The sequence below is a fragment of the Caldisalinibacter kiritimatiensis genome, assembly GCF_000387765.1.
GTDB lineage: Bacteria > Bacillota > Clostridia > Tissierellales > Caldisalinibacteraceae > Caldisalinibacter > Caldisalinibacter kiritimatiensis.
In genome coordinates this window covers 1-16,739 of the sequence record NZ_ARZA01000256.1, presented here as the reverse complement: position 1 = coordinate 16,739, position 16,739 = coordinate 1, and the positions used below count along the sequence as shown (strand labels likewise).

Genomic DNA, 16,739 nt, shown 5'->3' with positions numbered 1-16,739 from the left:
ACCCCATTGTAGATGGAGGTGACAAAGATTAAAGTTGTTGCAGTAACAGCTTGCCCTACAGGCTTAGCACAAACGTATTTAGCAGCTGAAGCTTTAGAAATAGCAGCAAAAAGGGTAGGAATACAAATAAAAGTTGAAACTCAAGGTAAAATAGGCATTGAAAATCAACTATCGCAAGAAAATATAAAAAATGCCGATTTAGTTATCTTGACAAAGGATAAAGATATTATAAACAAAGAAAGATTTAAAGATAAAGAAGTATTTAAGGTAAGTGTTGTAGATATCATTAAAAAATCAGATTCAATACTTAATAGCATCAAGGATTATTTAAAAGGAGAAAAGAAGGTATTGACTTTATAAAAATTAGTTGCTAAACTTATGCAAGTATCAATCAAATTAGCTAATTAATATTTTTATTATAAATATAAAAAATAAAAGGAGGAATAATAAATGCAAAAAGTAGAAATTGTATTACAAAATGAAACAGGTTTACATGCAAGACCAGCAAGTATATTTGTAAAGGAAGCTTCTAAATATACATCAGAAGTAACAATAGTAAAAGATGGTACAAAATTCAATGGAAAAAGTATAATGGGTATCTTAAGTATGGGAGCTAGCAAAGGAGATAAGCTTGAAATAATAGCTGAAGGTGACGATGAAAAGGAAGCAGTGGAAGCATTAAAAGAGCTAGTTGAGAACAACTTCGGAGAATAGGAGTGTATACTAAATGAAAGGAATAGGAGCATCACCAGGGATCGCTATAGGTAAAGTCCTAGTAAAGAAAGACCCAGAGATTAAGATTGAAAAGAAGAGTATAGAAAATGTTGATGCTGAGATTAAGAGACTAGAAGAAGCTAGAAAAGTAAGTAAAGAACAAATCAATAAGCTTTATGAGCATACATTAAAAAACATTGGAGAGAAAGAAGCTAAAATATTTGAAGCTCATAGTATGATATTAGATGACCCAGAGTTCTTTGGTCAAGTTGAGCAAAAGATTAAATCTGAAGAGGTTAATGCAGAATTTGCATTAAATGAAGTAACTAATAATTTCGTTCAAATATTTGAAAGCATGGATAATGAATACATGAAAGAAAGGGCAGCAGACATTAAAGATGTTTCTAGCAGAGTAATTAAACAGTTACTTGGAATTGAAACAACTGATTTATCAAGACTTGAAGAAGAAGTCATAATTATAGCCGAGGATTTAACTCCATCGGATACAGCTCAGATGGATAAAGAAAAAGTGCTTGGATTTGTTACTGAAATAGGTGGAAAGACAGCACACTCAGCTATAATGGCTAGAACTTTAGAAATACCTGCAGTAGTAGGTGTAGAGGGTATAACAACAAGTGTTAAAAACGGTGACATTTTAATATTTGATGGTGAAGAAGGTAATGTAATTGTAAATCCAGAGGAAAAAGTTATAGAAGAATATAAAAATAAAAAAGAAGAGTATGAAAAATTCAGAGAAAGACTAGCTGAGCTTAAAGGTGCTAAAAGTGAAACTAAAGATGGATTTGAAGTAGAATTAGTAGCTAATATAGGTACACCAAAAGATGTAGATGGAGTAATTAGAAATGATGGGGAAGGAGTAGGTTTATATAGAACAGAGTTCTTATATATGGATAGAGATGACCTACCAACAGAAGATGAACAATTTGAAGCATACAAAGAGGTTGCAGAAAGATTAGAAGGAAAACCAGTAGTAATTAGAACCTTAGATATAGGTGGAGATAAAGATTTACCATATTTAGAGCTGCCTGAAGAGATGAATCCTTTCCTAGGATATAGAGCTATAAGATTATGCTTAGATAGAACTGACATATTTAAAACTCAGTTAAGAGCATTATTAAGAGCAAGTGCATATGGAAATATAAAAATAATGTTCCCTATGATTTCAAGTATAGAGGAACTTAGACAGGCTAAAGCTATATTAGAAGAAGTAAAAGAAGAACTAAGAAGCGAAAATGTTAAATTCAATGAAGAAATTGAAGTAGGTATGATGATAGAAATACCTGCAGCAGCAATTATGTCAGATGTATTTGCTAAAGAGGTGGATTTCTTTAGTATAGGAACAAATGACTTACTTCAATATACAACAGCAGTAGATAGAGGAAACAGACAAATTTCGTACTTATATAATCAATTCCATCCAGCATTACTAAGACTAGTAAAACAGGTTATTGATAATGGGCATAAAGCAGGAATATGGGTTGGAATGTGTGGAGAAGTTGCAGGAGACCCTAAATTAATACCAATTCTAATAGGTATGGGATTAGATGAGTTTAGTATGAGTCCGATATCAATACTTAAAGCTAGATGGATAATTAACAACTTATCAAGAGAAGAAATGAAAGAGATGGCTGAAAAAGTTATAAACTTGCCAACTGCTGAAGAGGTTAAGAAATTTATTGAAGAAAATATAAAAATAGAATTTTAACAAAAACCCCAGATTTTTTCTGGGGTTTTATTAATCTATATTACTCGATAAAATTTTTAGAGTAAACTCGTTATCTGTAAGTTCAAAGCTATTTTTAAGTCCAGTAGTAATGTAAACATTTTGTTTATCGTCAATAAATATTGCTTCTATTCCTTCAAGGGAATTAATTAGATTAGCTCCTTTATCTAAACCTAATGTGAAAACTGCAGTAGATAATCCATCACCATCAATAGATTTATCAGAAACAATAGTAACACTTAGTAAAGAGTTTTCTACAGGATAACCAGTAAAAGGACTTAGGATATGATGATACCTTTTGTCATTGTGTACGAAATACCTTTCATACACACCAGATGATACTACAGATTTATCTTTTAATTCTACGGTTCCCAAATAAGTCCCTCTAGTTTCTAATGGGTTTTGTATTGCTATTTTCCAAGGGGTTTTATCCGGTCTTGCTCCTAAAGCATATACATTGCCTCCTAAATTTATTATGGCACTGTTTATGTTGTTATCTTTCAGATAAGAAGCTATTTTATCAGCTGCATAACCTTTTGCAATACCTCCAAGGTCAATCATCATACCTTTTTTAGATAATCTAACACTGTAATTTGATTTATCTAAAATAATGTTACGATAATCTATATTATTAAGAGCTTCTTGTATTTGTTTAGAAGATGGTATCTGTTCATTACCACTACCAATATTCCAAAGTTCAACTAAAGGACCTATACTGATGTCAAAATTACCATTTGAAATAGATGAATAATATTTTCCTTTATTTATTACATTGAAAGTTTCTTCTGATACATTAACACTTTTAATACCAGCATTATTGTTAATTTTAGAAACTTCACTTGTTTGAATATTTACACTCATTTTGTTTTCTATTTCATCTAGTATATTAAATACTTTATCAAATATTGCTTCATCAACTTGGTCATAAATTTTTACTTCAACTATAGTACCCAATAAAAAGCCAGTCTTAGAAATAGGTTCATTTGTGTATTGTTTACCCTTTGAAAAAAACAAATTATATCCTAAAGTAAGCAGTAAAGTAATTACTAACACTGAAATAATAATATTCTTTTGTAATTTTCTAGCCATAAAAGAGTCCTCCTCTTTAGTCAATAGAATAACGAATTATGAAATAAATTATACCATTAAATTTTACTTTTGGAAAGTTTACTAAACAAATGAGAATAAATATAAACTGATAACTTGTTAGCCAAAATATTTAATGGTATAATTATATTATAAAAGTAAATATTGGTTTGAGAGTGAGAGAAGGCCATACTAAAAAGCCTCTGGAAGGAGGTTTATTTAGTCGTGGCCTTTTTATTTTTATGAAAATAAAGGGGGTTAATATTATGTATGATGTATGTATTATAGGTGCAGGAGTAATAGGAAGTGCAATAGCAAGAGAATTGTCTCGGTATGATTTGAATATATGTTGGCTTGAAAAAAGTGAAGATGTGGCATGTGGAACTACTAAAGCAAACAGTGGTATTGTGCATGGTGGATATGATGCAAAGCACGGTACTTTAAAAGGAGAATTAAGTGCTAAAGGAAATAGTATGTTTAAAAGACTTGATAAGGAATTAAGTTTTGGTTTTGCAGAAATAGGTTCATTTGTAATAGGTTTCGATGAAGATGATGAAAAAGAAATAAAAAGATTATATGAGAATGGACTAAAAAATGGTGCAAGAGGTCTTGAAATAGTAGATAAAGAGTTTATAAGCAAAAAAGAACCCTATATAAATAAGGAGGTAAAAATAGGACTTTACTGTAAAACAGCAGGGATTATATCACCTTATGAATTTGCTATTGCATTAGCAGAAAATGCAGTTGAAAATGGTGTGATATTACACTTAGAAACTGAGGTAGTTGATATAAACAAGGAAGAAAAAGGTTTCATAATAAAAACAAATAGGGGAAATTTCACATCAAAATATGTAATAAATGCAGCAGGGGTACATGCCGATGATATAGCTAGAATGGTTGGTATAAATGATTTTGACATAACGCCTAGAAGGGGGCAATATCTACTATTTGATAAGGAACAGGGGTATTTAGCAAACAGTGTTATATTCCAAACTCCTAAAAATGGAACAAAGGGAGTATTAGTAACTAAAACTTATCATGGTAATCTTTTATTGGGACCAAGTGCCGAGTATATAGATGATAAAGGAAATATAGATACAACAAAAGAAGTTTTAGAAGAAATATTACAGACGGGAAAGAAATCAATTCCTGAAGTAGATGGAAGGAAAGTTATTACTTCATTTTCAGGTTTAAGGGCTAGTTCAAAGAATGGTGACTTCATTATTGAAGAAAGTGAAATAAAGGGTTTTATAAATGTAGCAGCAATTGATTCACCGGGGTTAACTTCAGCTCCAGCTATTGCTGTTAAAGTAGTAGATATTGTTTCGAATTTAGGACTTCAATTAAAAGAGAAAGAAAATTTTAATCCATATAGAACACCTATAAATAGAACAGAAAATATGAGCCCAGAAGAAATAAATGAGCTTATCAAAAAAGACCCACGATACGGAAGGATAATATGTAGATGTGAAAGTGTTACAGAGGGAGAAATTATTGAAGCATTAAATAGACCAATCAAAGTAAGTACAATAGATGGAATAAAAAGAAGAGTAAGAGCTACTGGGGGTAGATGTCAAGGAGGATTTTGTACACCTAGAATAATTGAAATCATAAGTAGAGAGTTAAATATTCCTATGGAAGAAATTCAGAAGAGAAATAAGGGTTCAAATATATTAGTTGATAGAACAAAAAAAGCTTTCGAGGATTATAAGGGGGATTGTTAACTATGAAGTATGATGTAGTAGTTATTGGTGGTGGTCCAGCAGGGTTAGCAGCTGCATATGAAGCTTATAGAAATGGAGTAAATAAAGTATTAGTTATAGAAAGGGATAAGGAATTAGGAGGTATATTAAATCAATGTATTCATAATGGTTTTGGAATTCATCATTTTGGTGAAGAATTAACAGGGCCTGAATATAGTCAAAGATTTATTGATGATATAGATAAAACAAATATAGAAGTAATAGTTGACACAATGGTTTTACAAATTGATGAACAAAATAAAGTACATGCAATAAATAATGAAAATGGTTATATGATTATTGAAGCTAAAGCAGTTATTTTAGCAATGGGTTGTAGAGAAAGGACTAGAGGAGCAATAAATATACCTGGAAGTAGACCTGCAGGAGTATTTACAGCTGGAACAGCACAGAGGTTTATAAATATGGAAGGATATATGCCAGGTAAAGAGGTAGTTATATTAGGTTCTGGAGATATTGGACTTATAATGGCTAGAAGAATGACCCTTGAGGGAGCAGATGTAAAATGTGTAGTTGAGCTTATGCCATATTCAAATGGATTAACTAGAAATATTGTTCAATGTTTAGATGATTATGGTATACCACTAAAATTAAGTCATACTGTAGTTAATATACATGGAAAGGATAGAGTAGAAGGTGTTACGATAGCGAAAGTAGACAAAAATTTAAAGCCAATAAAGGGGACAGAGGAGTTTATTAAATGCGATACATTATTATTATCTGTGGGACTTATTCCAGAAAATGAGCTTACAAGGGCTTGTGGTATAAAAATAGATAGAAGAACTAATGGTCCTGTAGTTGGGGAGTTAAGGCAAACAAGTAAAGAAGGGGTATTTGCATGTGGTAATGTGGTTCATGTACACGATTTAGTAGATTATGTGACAGAAGAGGGATATTTAAGCGGTAAAGGAGCAGCTTTATTTGTAAAAGATGAAATGAATACAGATATTACACATAAGACTAAAAATGGATATGGTATTGGTTATGTAGTTCCCCAAAATATTAATATTAACAATATAGAAAATGAAGTTAGATTTTATATGAGGGTTAAAAATGTCTATAAAAATCATGTTATAAAAGCTAAAGTTGGTGATGAAGTAATTGCTAAAAAAAGAGAAGTTAAATTTACTCCTGGTGAGATGATAGGGTTTTCAATTAAAAAAGAGCAATTTGAGAAGTTGGTAGGTAATGAAATAGAGTTTTTTGTAGAGGGGGTATAAGGATGAATGAAGCTAAAACTCTAACTTGTATAGTTTGTCCCATAGGATGCACAATTGATATAAAAAAAGAAAATAATGGTTTCATGATAAATGGGAACAAATGCAAAAGAGGGGAAAAGTATGCTATTGAAGAATTAACAGCACCAAAAAGGATAGTGACTACTACAGTAAAAGTTAATAATAGTGTACATCCTGTAGTTTCAGTTAAAACATCAGAACCAGTACCTAAGGAAAAAATATTCGATATTATGGAAGTTATATCAAATACTGAGGTGACAGCACCTGTTAAAATAGGTGATATTATAGTTAAAGATATTTTAGATACTGGAGTAGATATAGTTGCCACTAGAAATGCAAAGGAAATATAGGGGTGTTAGTAGTAAGTGGTTAGTGGCTTAATTATTTTTTTAGTATTAAATACTTAAAAAGTGGTCAGGCTTTGGCCACTTTTTAAGCATATAAAACCTCCTATAAGTCAATAATAATTTTAAATATTCTTATAGGAGGTGCATAATATGGAAGATTATAACACAATAGAAAATATAATTAATCAAATGAAAGATGTAGAGAAAAATAACTGGAGTAATATGGAGTTTATATCAGGTATTGATTTATTATTAACTTCAAATAATAATGGAACTGATAAGGATGAAGAACTATCACAGAAATTCTATAGTTTAAGGGAAAAAATGCAGGAAGTAATAGATTCTACGAATGATATTCTTACTTATTTAAATGAGCAAAAGTAGTTTATAATAACATAAGAAGAGGTGAATAGTTTGCTAACTAGACTGTTGATTATAGCTATAACTCCTGCAATATCTATAGCATTAGCTATTTATTTAAGTGATAGATACGACAGAGAACCTATAAAGCTATTATTTAAGACATTTATTTTTGGAGGACTCTCCATAATTCCAACCATAGTATTTGAGAGACTATTGATGTCAGTTAATATTTTGCCTGGAATTTTAGGTATTGCTTATACAGCATTTATAGTGGCAGGATTTACTGAAGAATTTTTCAAAAGAGAAGTGGTACTTAGACTAAATTATAATAGTAGATTTTTTAATGAAAAACTTGATGGTATAGTATACTCAGTTTTTTCAGCATTAGGATTTGCAACTGTAGAAAATATAGTTTACGTATTTAGGTTTACAACTACTTACAATCCCTTTGTGGGTTTATATAGAGGTATACTTTCAGTACCAGCCCATAGTATATTTGCTGTGACTATGGGATATTATTTATCTTTAGCTAAATACTCAGATAATGAAGAGGTAGAAAGACAATATTTAAGAAAAGCACTTATAATACCTGCAATATTACATGGTATATTTGATTTTATATTAATGTCTGGAATTCCAATGCTTGCTGTCTTATTTATTCCATACATAATATATATATGGAGAACTAATCAGATTAAATTAAATGAATATATAATTGAATCAGGAAGGCGGTATTTAAAAAAAGATAGAGAAGAGTAATAAAACTATACATATATGAGAGGAATTAGAAGATAAATGTAGAATATTATAAATAAATTGAGATTATTTTAAAATAATAAGTGAGGGACTTAATATGAAAAAAAGGAAGATAGTTATAAGTCTAGTAATTTTATTGTTTTTATCTTCTGTATTCCTTGCTAAATTTTTTTCAAGTAGCATTGGGACAAGCGGAGATTTGGAATTTATTAACTTTAATAAGAACGTAAAAACGCTAAACAAAAGAGAGATAAAATATATACGAAATCCTAATATGGGTAAGATAAATATATCCATAGCAGCTACAGGAGATATAATGTTTCATACAACACAGATAATAAGTGCATATGACAATAAAACTGGTACTTATGATTTTGAGAGTCCATTTAAACCAGTGAAAAAATATATTGAATCAGCAGATATTGCTATTGGCAATTTAGAAACTGTAACTGCGGGGCGAGAACATGGTTTTACAGGCTACCCTAGATTTAATTCTCCAAAAGTAGTTGTAAGAGCATTAAAGAATACTGGCTATGATATATTGGCTACAGCAAATAATCATAGTTTAGATAGAGGAAAAGAAGGAATAATAGAGACTATTGATAATATAAAAACATATGGCTTAAAAAATATAGGTACATATAAGACACCAAACAACGATATACTTATTGAAAATGTAAAGGGAGTAAAGGTGGCTTTTTTATGTTATACTTACGGATGTAATGGTTTAGAGAGTCTTTTAACTAAAGATGAATTAAAGTATATGATAAATCTAATAGACGAAGACAGAATAAAAAATGATATAGAAAAAACTAAACTAGCAGGAGCTGATTTTACAGTAATATTTATACATTGGGGAAATGAGTATCATAGAAATGCATCACCTTTTCAGAAACAGTTGGCTGAAAAAATGGTAAAATGGGGAGCTGATATAATTCTTGGTAGTCATCCTCATGTAGTTCAGGAATCTGACATTTTAGAATATAACGGTGAAAATAAGTTTATCATATATTCAATGGGGAATTTTATATCAAATCAAAGATATGAAACAGTAAACAATAGATATACAGAAGATGGCGTTATTGTTATATTAAAATTACAAAAAGATTATGTAAATGAAATTATAAGTATAGAGTCAATTGAATATATACCTACTTGGGTAAATAGATATAGAAAAGATGGAAAGTATAAATATGAAATATTGCCAGTAGAAGAGTATTTAAATAATAAAGCTCAGGATTTAAGTAAAGAAGTATTTAGTAGAATGAAGAAATCATTTAATAGTACTATGACAAAAATGGACCAGAGGTAAATTTGAGATTATCTCTGGTTTTTTTGATAATTTGTTGGATTAACAGAAATGGAACTATTTTACTATTTTAACTTATCTTAAATATAAACAAACGGATTTTACGAAGGTATTTTTCAAGAAGATATGTATTTTTTACCTATTCAATTTTATTACCTAAATGAATGAAAAAATGTATAAACTATAAATTTTCTAGATAAAATTATGGTTTACTAACAGGAATATGATAATAAAAAAAGAATATATAAATTAATACTATATTAATGCTTAGAGGTGACTGAATTGCAGTTTTTTCAAGAATTGTTTTTTAATATGAGGATAAGAGATTTTATAGATATTGCCATAGTTGCATTTGCATTTTATAAATTATTCATGCTTATAAGAGAAACAAGGGCTGAACAATTAGTTAAAGGAATTTTGGTTTTATTTGTTGCTACAAAAGTAAGTGAATGGATAGAGTTACATACTGTACAATGGATACTTGAAAAAACCATGACAGTAGGGGTTATAGCTTTGCTTATAGTTTTCCAGCCTGAACTTAGAAGAGCATTAGAGTATATAGGAAGAAGTCGTTTTTTTACCAAATCCTTTATAGAAGTTAAAGATGAGGATATAAACCATATTGTAGATGAAATAGTTGAAGCTACAGCATCCCTTTCTAGACAAAAAATAGGTGCTTTGATAGTAATCGAAAGAGAAACAGGACTAAATGAAGTAATAGAAACGGGTACTGAAATAAATGGATTAATTTCCAGTGGACTATTAATAAATATATTTATTCCTAATACACCACTACATGATGGAGCTGTTATAGTTAGAGATAATGTTGTTAGGGCAGCAGGATGTTTTTTACCTTTGACAGAAAATATGGACTTAAGTAAGGAATTAGGAACTAGACATAGAGCAGCATTAGGTATATCGGAGAGGTCAGATGCTATATCGCTTATAGTATCAGAGGAAACAGGAGCAATTTCTGTAGCTGATAACGGTAAATTATCTAGATATATAGATATAAAAACTTTAAGACAAATTTTACTTGAAGTATATAAGCCTAACGAGCAAAAACAAAGTTTATTCAAAAAATGGAGGCAGAGTGATGAAAAAGAAGAAGCCGAATAATATAACTATAAAAATTATATCTATTGTCTTTGCTGTTATCATGTGGACTTATGTTATGAGCGAAATGAACCCACAAATTGATAAAGAGATAAAAAATGTAAAAGTTGATATATTGAACTTAGAATCGGTAGAACAGTCAGGATTAGTTCTAATGGACCCTAAGGAAGCTACAATAGATGTAAAAGTAACAGGAAGAAGAAATGATTTAGTTAATATAACAAATACAGATATCATAGCACAAGTAGACGTAAGGGGGTATTCGGAAGGTGTAAATAAAGTTCCTGTTGAGGTAAAGGGTCCAGATGAATTAGAAATAATAGATTTTACTCCTAAACAAATTTTATTTAAGTTTGACCAAATTATACAAAAGCAACTACCTGTTACTATAAAAACTATAGGTAAAGTTGCAGATAGTTATAGCTTAGGGAAGTTTCAGTTAAGTCCAAGTTCAGTCATAGTAAAAGGACCAAGAAGTTGGGTAAATTCAGTTAACACTGTTACTATAACAGTTGATGTTAATGAATTGTCTAGTGACTTAAATACGAGTTTACCACTAAAACCAATAAACGATAAAGGAGAAGAAGTGGGTACAGTAGAAGTAAATCCTAATGTTGTTAATGTAAATGTACCTATTTTACCTGTAAAAATAGTTTCAGTTGAACCTCAATTAAAAGGTGAGCCATTAAAAGATTTTAAAATAACAAGTGTAATAGTAAACCCTACAGTAGTAAAAATAAAGGGAAGAAAAGAAGTGCTTGATAAAATTGAATCAATTAAGACACAACCAGTAGATATAAGTTATACCATTAGTAATATTAAGCGAGAAATTCCATTACAAATACCACAGGGAGTAGAGGTTATAGGAGATGCTCAAAATCCAGTGGTAAGAGTAGGTATTGAGGAAATATTAGATAAAGAGATTAAAATTAATGTGGAAGATATAAGTTTACGAAATAAACAAGATAATTTAGGAGTAGAGATAATTGAGCCTTTACAAGAAATATCAGTTAATGTAAAAGGGATTGAAAGTAAAATTCAAAATTTATCCTCAGAAGATATATCATTGTATTTAGACCTAGAAGGCCTTACAAAAGGTGAGTATGAGGTTAGTATAAAAAATGAATCTATATACGGTATTGATGATATTAATATTAATCCTAAAAAATTAAAAATTGTATTAAAAAATGTAACAGACGAAGAAGAAAATCAAACAGAAAATGATTCTTAAGTATAAGGAGGATTAATTTGAGAAGAGAACTAGAAGTGATATTAAACTCAACCCATGATGGAATGATTGCAGTAGACAAAAAAGGAATAATTACACTTTTTAATAAAGCAGCTGAAAGACTAACTGGTATAAAGGCTAATTATGCATTGGGAAAGCCTGTAAAAGAAGTAATTATAAATACTAGATTAATGTATATTTTAGAAACTGGAGATTTTGAGCTTAATAGACAACAGGATTTAGGAAATATAAAAATTATAACAAATAGAATGCCGGTTAAGGATAAAGATGGTAATATAATTGGGGCAGTTGCAGTTTTTAGAGATATTACAGATGTTATAGAGTTAGCGGAAGAAATAACTAATCTTAAAGAAGTGCAAAGTCTTCTAGAAGCAATTTTCCATGCTACCCAGGATGCAATATCAGTTGTTGATTGCAAAGGGATGGGAGTTCTTGTAAATCCTGCATATGTAAAACTTACAGGTCTTAGAGAAAAAGATGTAATAGGTAAGCCTGCGACAGTAGATATAGCAGAAGGTGAAAGTATTCATATGAAGGTTTTAGAAACAAAAAAGCCTGTAAAAAATGCAAGATTAAAGGTTGGGCCTAATAGAAAAGAGGTTATTGCTGAAGCAGCACCAATAATGGTTGACGGAGAACTGAGGGGGAGTGTAGGAGTATTACACGACGTATCTGAGATTATAAAATTGACAAATGAATTGAAAGAAGCAAAGGAAATAATAAGAAAATTAGAAGCAAAATACACATTTGATGATATAGTAGGCAACAATGAATTGATTCGTTCAGCAATAGAAAGGGCTAAGAAAGCAGCAGAAACTCCAGCTACAGTTATACTTAGGGGAGAAAGTGGTACAGGAAAGGAACTCTTTGCACATGCCATACATAATGCCAGTGATAGAAGATTTGGTCAATTTGTAAGAGTAAATTGTGCTGCATTAAGTGAAAGCTTGCTTGAAAGTGAGTTATTTGGTTATGAAGAAGGTGCATTTACAGGAGCTAAGAAAGGTGGAAAAAAAGGTTACTTTGAACAAGCTAACAATGGAACCATATTTTTAGATGAAATAGGGGAAATAAGTATAAGTACCCAAGTAAAATTACTTAGGGTTCTTCAGGAAAGGGAGATAGTTAGAGTAGGTGGAACAAAGCCTATAAGCATTAATGTAAGAATAATAGCAGCTACAAATATGGATTTAGAACAAGCTGTAAAAGAAGGTAAGTTTAGAGAGGATTTATATTACAGATTAAATGTAGTTCCTATTAATATTCCTCCTCTAAGGAAAAGAAAAGATGATATATATTATTTAACCTTAAACTTTATAAAAAAATTTAATCAAGAATACGGACGAAGTGTTATAGACATTTCAGACATAGCATTAGAAAGATTACGACAGCATGACTGGCCAGGGAATGTTAGAGAATTAGAAAATGTTATTGGTAGGTCAATAATAAATATGAAACATAATGAAAATATAATCCAAGAAAAACATTTACCACAAATTGAACCCTTTACTAGCCAAAATACACCTAATAATGATATTGATAAGAAACAAGTAGAAAATATAACATTAGATGAATATATTTCAAAAGCAGAAAAAAGATTTATTGAGGATGCATTAAATAAATATGGATATAATAAAACTATGACTGCAAAAGCGCTAGGTATTTCAATCAGAAGTCTTTACTATAAAATGGATAAATATAAGATAAGAAAATAGTATGCAAAAAATTGCATGCTGGCGCAAAGTATGCAAAAATATGCATGCAACAATTCGCAAAAGCTAAAGATAGATGTTCTATTTGTAGAATAAATGATTTTTTACCAAAAATTACACTTACCACAAAACATACTAAACAAGCAGACTTGAGAGAAAATTATGTCGAAAAAAGAAATATTATAATTATTGGCATATATATTGCAACTAAAATAATATGGATAAATGATTAAGGGGTGAAAGGATGGATAGAAAAAATATTTTAGTTATAAACCCTGGCTCTACTTCAACTAAAGTAGCAGTCTTTAACAATAAGGAAAAGGTTATCCTAAATAGTATTGACCATAAACCAGACGACTTAGAAAAATTTAATAGTATAGTAGACCAATATGAATACAGATTAAATCTAATTTTAAATTGGTTAAAAGAAGAAGGGATAGAAACATCAAGTTTAAGAGCTGTTGTTGGTAGAGGTGGACTTTTACGTCCTATGCCAGGTGGTACATATTTAGTTACAGAAAAAATGATAGAGGATTTAAGAAAAGGTGTACAAGGGGAGCACGCTTCGAATTTAGGAGGTATACTAGCGAAAGGTATAGCAGATAAGGAAGGCATAAAAGCATATATAGTAGATCCGGTAGCAGTAGATGAATTTGATGAAGTGGCAAGAATATCAGGTATGCCAGAAATAAAAAGAAAATCATTATTACATGCTTTAAATATAAAAGCAGTTTCACATAGATTGGCTGATGAGTTAAATAAAGAGCTAAAAGAGTTAAATTTAATAGTTGCACATTTAGGTGGAGGTATATCAGTTGCACCTGTAAAAAAGGGCAGAATTGTTGATGTGAATAATGCGAATGAGATGGGACCATTTTCACCTGAAAGAACTGGTAGTTTGCCTGTAGGAGATTTAGCAAAGATGTGTTTTTCAGGTAAATATACATATAAAGAAATAAAAACTAAGATAAAAGGTAAAGGTGGATTAGTAGGCTATCTTGGAACTAATGATGCGAGAGAAGTTACTAAAATGATTGAAAATGGAGATAAAAAAGCCAAACTAATATTTGAAGCTATGGGATATCAGATTGCTAAGGAAATAGCTGCTATGGCGACAGTATTAAATGGTGATGTAAATCACATAATATTAACTGGAGGATTATCATATTCAAAATTATTAACTGAGTATATCAAGGATATGGTGGAGTTTATTGCTCAAATAACAATTTATCCAGGTGGAGATGAACAAGAAGCTTTAAATAATGGTGTTCTTCGTGTACTAGAAGGAAAAGAAGAAGCAAAAATATATGAAAACGAGGTGAAAATTGATGATTAAAGGATTCAAAGATGTACTTGAATTAGCCAAAAAGAAGGGACCAAAAACTATATCAGTAGCTGTTGCCCAGGATAAAGAAGTTTTATCAGCAGTTAAAGAGGCAAATGACTTAGGAATTGCCGATGCTATATTAGTGGGTGATAAAGAAGAGATTGTAAGTAAAGCTAATGAAATTGGTATGAATGTAGACAAATTTGAAATAGTTGATGTAAAAGATTTAAAAGAAGTATCGAGAAAAGCTGTTGAATTAGTGAGTACAGGAAAAGCTCACATGGTAATGAAAGGTCTAGTTGATACTTCAATAATTTTAAAAGCAGTTTTAGATGAAGAAATAGGCTTAAGAACAGGTAAGGTCTTAAGTCATGTAGCTGTATTTGATTTAGAAAGATATCACAAAATTCTTTTCGTTACAGATGCAGCTATGAATATAGCCCCAAGTCTTGAGCAAAAGAAACAAATATTAGAAAATGCAGTATTTGTTGCACATTCATTAGATATAGAAGAGCCAAAGGTTGGAGTAGTATGTGCTAAAGAAAAGGTAAATCCTAAAATGCCAGATACTGTGGATGCTCAAAACCTTGAAGAAATGAATAAAAAAGGTGAAATTACTGGATGTGTAGTGGGAGGACCATTTGCACTAGATAATACTGTTTCAAAAGAAGCTGCAGAGCATAAAGGAATAGACCACGTAGTAGCAGGAGATGCAGATATATTATTAATGCCTGATATAGAAGCAGGTAACATTTTATATAAAGCTTTAGTTTTCCTAGCAGGAGCACAAAATGCTGGGGTTATAGTAGGAGCTAAAGCACCAGTTGTATTGACATCAAGAGCTGACAGTGACGAAGCAAAATTAAATTCAATTGCATTAGGAGTACTGATGGCATCAAATAAATAGGAAAAGAAAGGAGCATACTAAATGAGTGAAGTTTTTAGATTACTTATCATAAACCCAGGTTCAACATCTACTAAAATTGCTATTTTTGATAATGAAAAGCCAGTTTTAGAAGAAACATTAAGACATTCATCTGAGGAATTAGAAAAGTATGAAAAAATTTATGACCAATATGAATTTAGAAAAAATATTATACTAGAAACTTTAAATGAAAAAGGATTTAATATAACAAAGCTAAGTGCTGTAGTTGGTAGAGGTGGACTATTAAAGCCAATCGATGGAGGAACATATAAAGTTAATGAACCTATGATTGAGGACTTAAAAGTAGGAGTTTTAGGTGAGCACGCATCAAACTTAGGTGGTATTATTGCTAACGAAATAGCTTCACAGCTTAATATTCCAGCTTTTATAGTTGACCCAGTTGTTGTTGATGAAATGGAAGATGTAGCTAGAATATCAGGTATGCCAGAATTAGAAAGAAAGAGTATTTTCCATGCGCTAAATCAAAAAGCAGTTGCGAGAAGAGCAGCTAAAGAATTAGGTAAATCTTATGAAGAAGTTAATTTAATTGTTGCACATTTAGGTGGAGGAGTTTCAGTAGGAGCTCATAGAAAAGGTAGAGTTATAGATGTAAATAATGCATTAGATGGTGAAGGACCATTTTCACCAGAAAGGTCAGGAGGATTACCTGTAGGAGACTTAGCTAAACTTTGCTTCTCAGGAAAATATACTCTTGCAGATATTAAAAAGAAAATAAAAGGTAATGGTGGTTTAGTAGCTTATCTAGGAACAAATGATGGTAGAGAAGTAGTTAAAATGATTAAAAATGGAGATGAGAAAGCAGAGCTTGTATATAAAGCTATGGCATATCAAGTAGCAAAGGATATAGGAAGTTGTGCAGCAGTTCTTAAAGGAGAAGTAGATGGAATAGTTATTACTGGAGGAATTGCTTACGACGATATGTTTGTAGGTTGGGTAAAAGAAAGAGTAGGATTTATTTCAAAAGTATTTGTTTACCCAGGAGAAGATGAAATGATAGCTTTAGCACAAGGTGGACTTAGAGTTCTAAGAGGAGAAGAAGAGCCAAAAGAGTATAAGTAAGCTTAATTAAGTG

The 16,739-nt window shown here is 30.7% G+C and carries 16 protein-coding genes; 15 read left to right on the top strand and 1 reads right to left on the bottom strand.

Annotation, left to right across the window (positions count from 1 at the left end):
- The first annotated feature begins 12 nt into the window (after positions 1-12).
- From L21TH_RS11430 to ptsP, 3 genes are all read left to right on the top strand, one after another.
- Complete coding sequence (locus L21TH_RS11430; protein WP_006316460.1) at positions 13-360, top strand: PTS fructose-like transporter subunit IIB; 348 nt, start codon at positions 13-15, stop codon at positions 358-360.
- A gap of 90 nt (positions 361-450) precedes the next feature.
- The gene (locus L21TH_RS11425) at positions 451-714 is read left to right on the top strand and encodes an HPr family phosphocarrier protein (RefSeq protein WP_006316459.1); all 264 of its coding nucleotides are present in this window, start codon (positions 451-453) and stop codon (positions 712-714) included.
- Between the two features lie 13 nt (positions 715-727).
- Positions 728-2,440: a phosphoenolpyruvate--protein phosphotransferase gene (gene ptsP, locus L21TH_RS11420; protein ID WP_006316458.1), complete on the top strand. Its 1,713-nt coding sequence runs from the start codon at positions 728-730 to the stop codon at positions 2,438-2,440.
- A gap of 30 nt (positions 2,441-2,470) precedes the next feature.
- Here the strand turns inward: ptsP and L21TH_RS11415 are convergent, their stop codons facing one another.
- Positions 2,471-3,547, bottom strand: a complete 1,077-nt coding sequence (locus L21TH_RS11415; protein WP_006316457.1) for an FAD:protein FMN transferase — start codon at positions 3,545-3,547, stop codon at positions 2,471-2,473.
- Positions 3,548-3,810: 263 nt separating this feature from the next.
- Here L21TH_RS11415 and L21TH_RS11410 point away from each other — a divergent pair, with 263 nt between their 5' ends.
- From L21TH_RS11410 to buk (L21TH_RS11350), 12 genes are all read left to right on the top strand, one after another.
- Positions 3,811-5,268 (top strand): NAD(P)/FAD-dependent oxidoreductase, encoded by a 1,458-nt coding sequence (locus L21TH_RS11410; protein ID WP_006316456.1) that lies wholly within the window; start codon positions 3,811-3,813, stop codon positions 5,266-5,268.
- A 2-nt stretch (positions 5,269-5,270) separates the two neighbouring features.
- Positions 5,271-6,524, top strand: a complete 1,254-nt coding sequence (locus L21TH_RS11405) for an NAD(P)/FAD-dependent oxidoreductase (protein ID WP_006316455.1) — start codon at positions 5,271-5,273, stop codon at positions 6,522-6,524.
- 2 nt (positions 6,525-6,526) lie between these two features.
- Positions 6,527-6,892, top strand: a complete 366-nt coding sequence (locus L21TH_RS11400; RefSeq protein WP_006316454.1) for a DUF1667 domain-containing protein — start codon at positions 6,527-6,529, stop codon at positions 6,890-6,892.
- 147 nt (positions 6,893-7,039) lie between these two features.
- Complete coding sequence (locus L21TH_RS11395; protein ID WP_006316453.1) at positions 7,040-7,273, top strand: hypothetical protein; 234 nt, start codon at positions 7,040-7,042, stop codon at positions 7,271-7,273.
- Between the two features lie 21 nt (positions 7,274-7,294).
- Positions 7,295-8,011, top strand: coding sequence for a PrsW family intramembrane metalloprotease (locus tag L21TH_RS11390; protein WP_278244308.1), 717 nt, complete (start codon positions 7,295-7,297; stop codon positions 8,009-8,011).
- A gap of 94 nt (positions 8,012-8,105) precedes the next feature.
- Positions 8,106-9,320, top strand: coding sequence for a CapA family protein (locus L21TH_RS11385; RefSeq protein ID WP_006316451.1), 1,215 nt, complete (start codon positions 8,106-8,108; stop codon positions 9,318-9,320).
- Between the two features lie 279 nt (positions 9,321-9,599).
- Entirely contained in the window at positions 9,600-10,436 is an 837-nt protein-coding gene (gene cdaA / locus L21TH_RS11380; protein WP_006316450.1) for a diadenylate cyclase CdaA, read from the top strand.
- The gene (locus tag L21TH_RS11375; protein ID WP_034430013.1) at positions 10,414-11,664 is read left to right on the top strand and encodes a CdaR family protein; all 1,251 of its coding nucleotides are present in this window, start codon (positions 10,414-10,416) and stop codon (positions 11,662-11,664) included. Before cdaA ends, L21TH_RS11375 begins: the two co-directional genes overlap by 23 nt.
- 17 nt (positions 11,665-11,681) lie before the next feature.
- Positions 11,682-13,397: a sigma-54 interaction domain-containing protein gene (locus L21TH_RS11370; RefSeq protein ID WP_006316448.1), complete on the top strand. Its 1,716-nt coding sequence runs from the start codon at positions 11,682-11,684 to the stop codon at positions 13,395-13,397.
- A gap of 241 nt (positions 13,398-13,638) precedes the next feature.
- The gene (buk, locus tag L21TH_RS11360; RefSeq protein WP_006316445.1) at positions 13,639-14,730 is read left to right on the top strand and encodes a butyrate kinase; all 1,092 of its coding nucleotides are present in this window, start codon (positions 13,639-13,641) and stop codon (positions 14,728-14,730) included.
- Entirely contained in the window at positions 14,723-15,628 is a 906-nt protein-coding gene (gene ptb, locus L21TH_RS11355; RefSeq protein ID WP_006316444.1) for a phosphate butyryltransferase, read from the top strand. Before buk (L21TH_RS11360) ends, ptb begins: the two co-directional genes overlap by 8 nt.
- A 21-nt stretch (positions 15,629-15,649) precedes the next feature.
- Positions 15,650-16,726, top strand: coding sequence for a butyrate kinase (gene buk, locus L21TH_RS11350; RefSeq protein WP_006316443.1), 1,077 nt, complete (start codon positions 15,650-15,652; stop codon positions 16,724-16,726).
- The last annotated feature ends 13 nt before the right edge of the window (positions 16,727-16,739 follow it).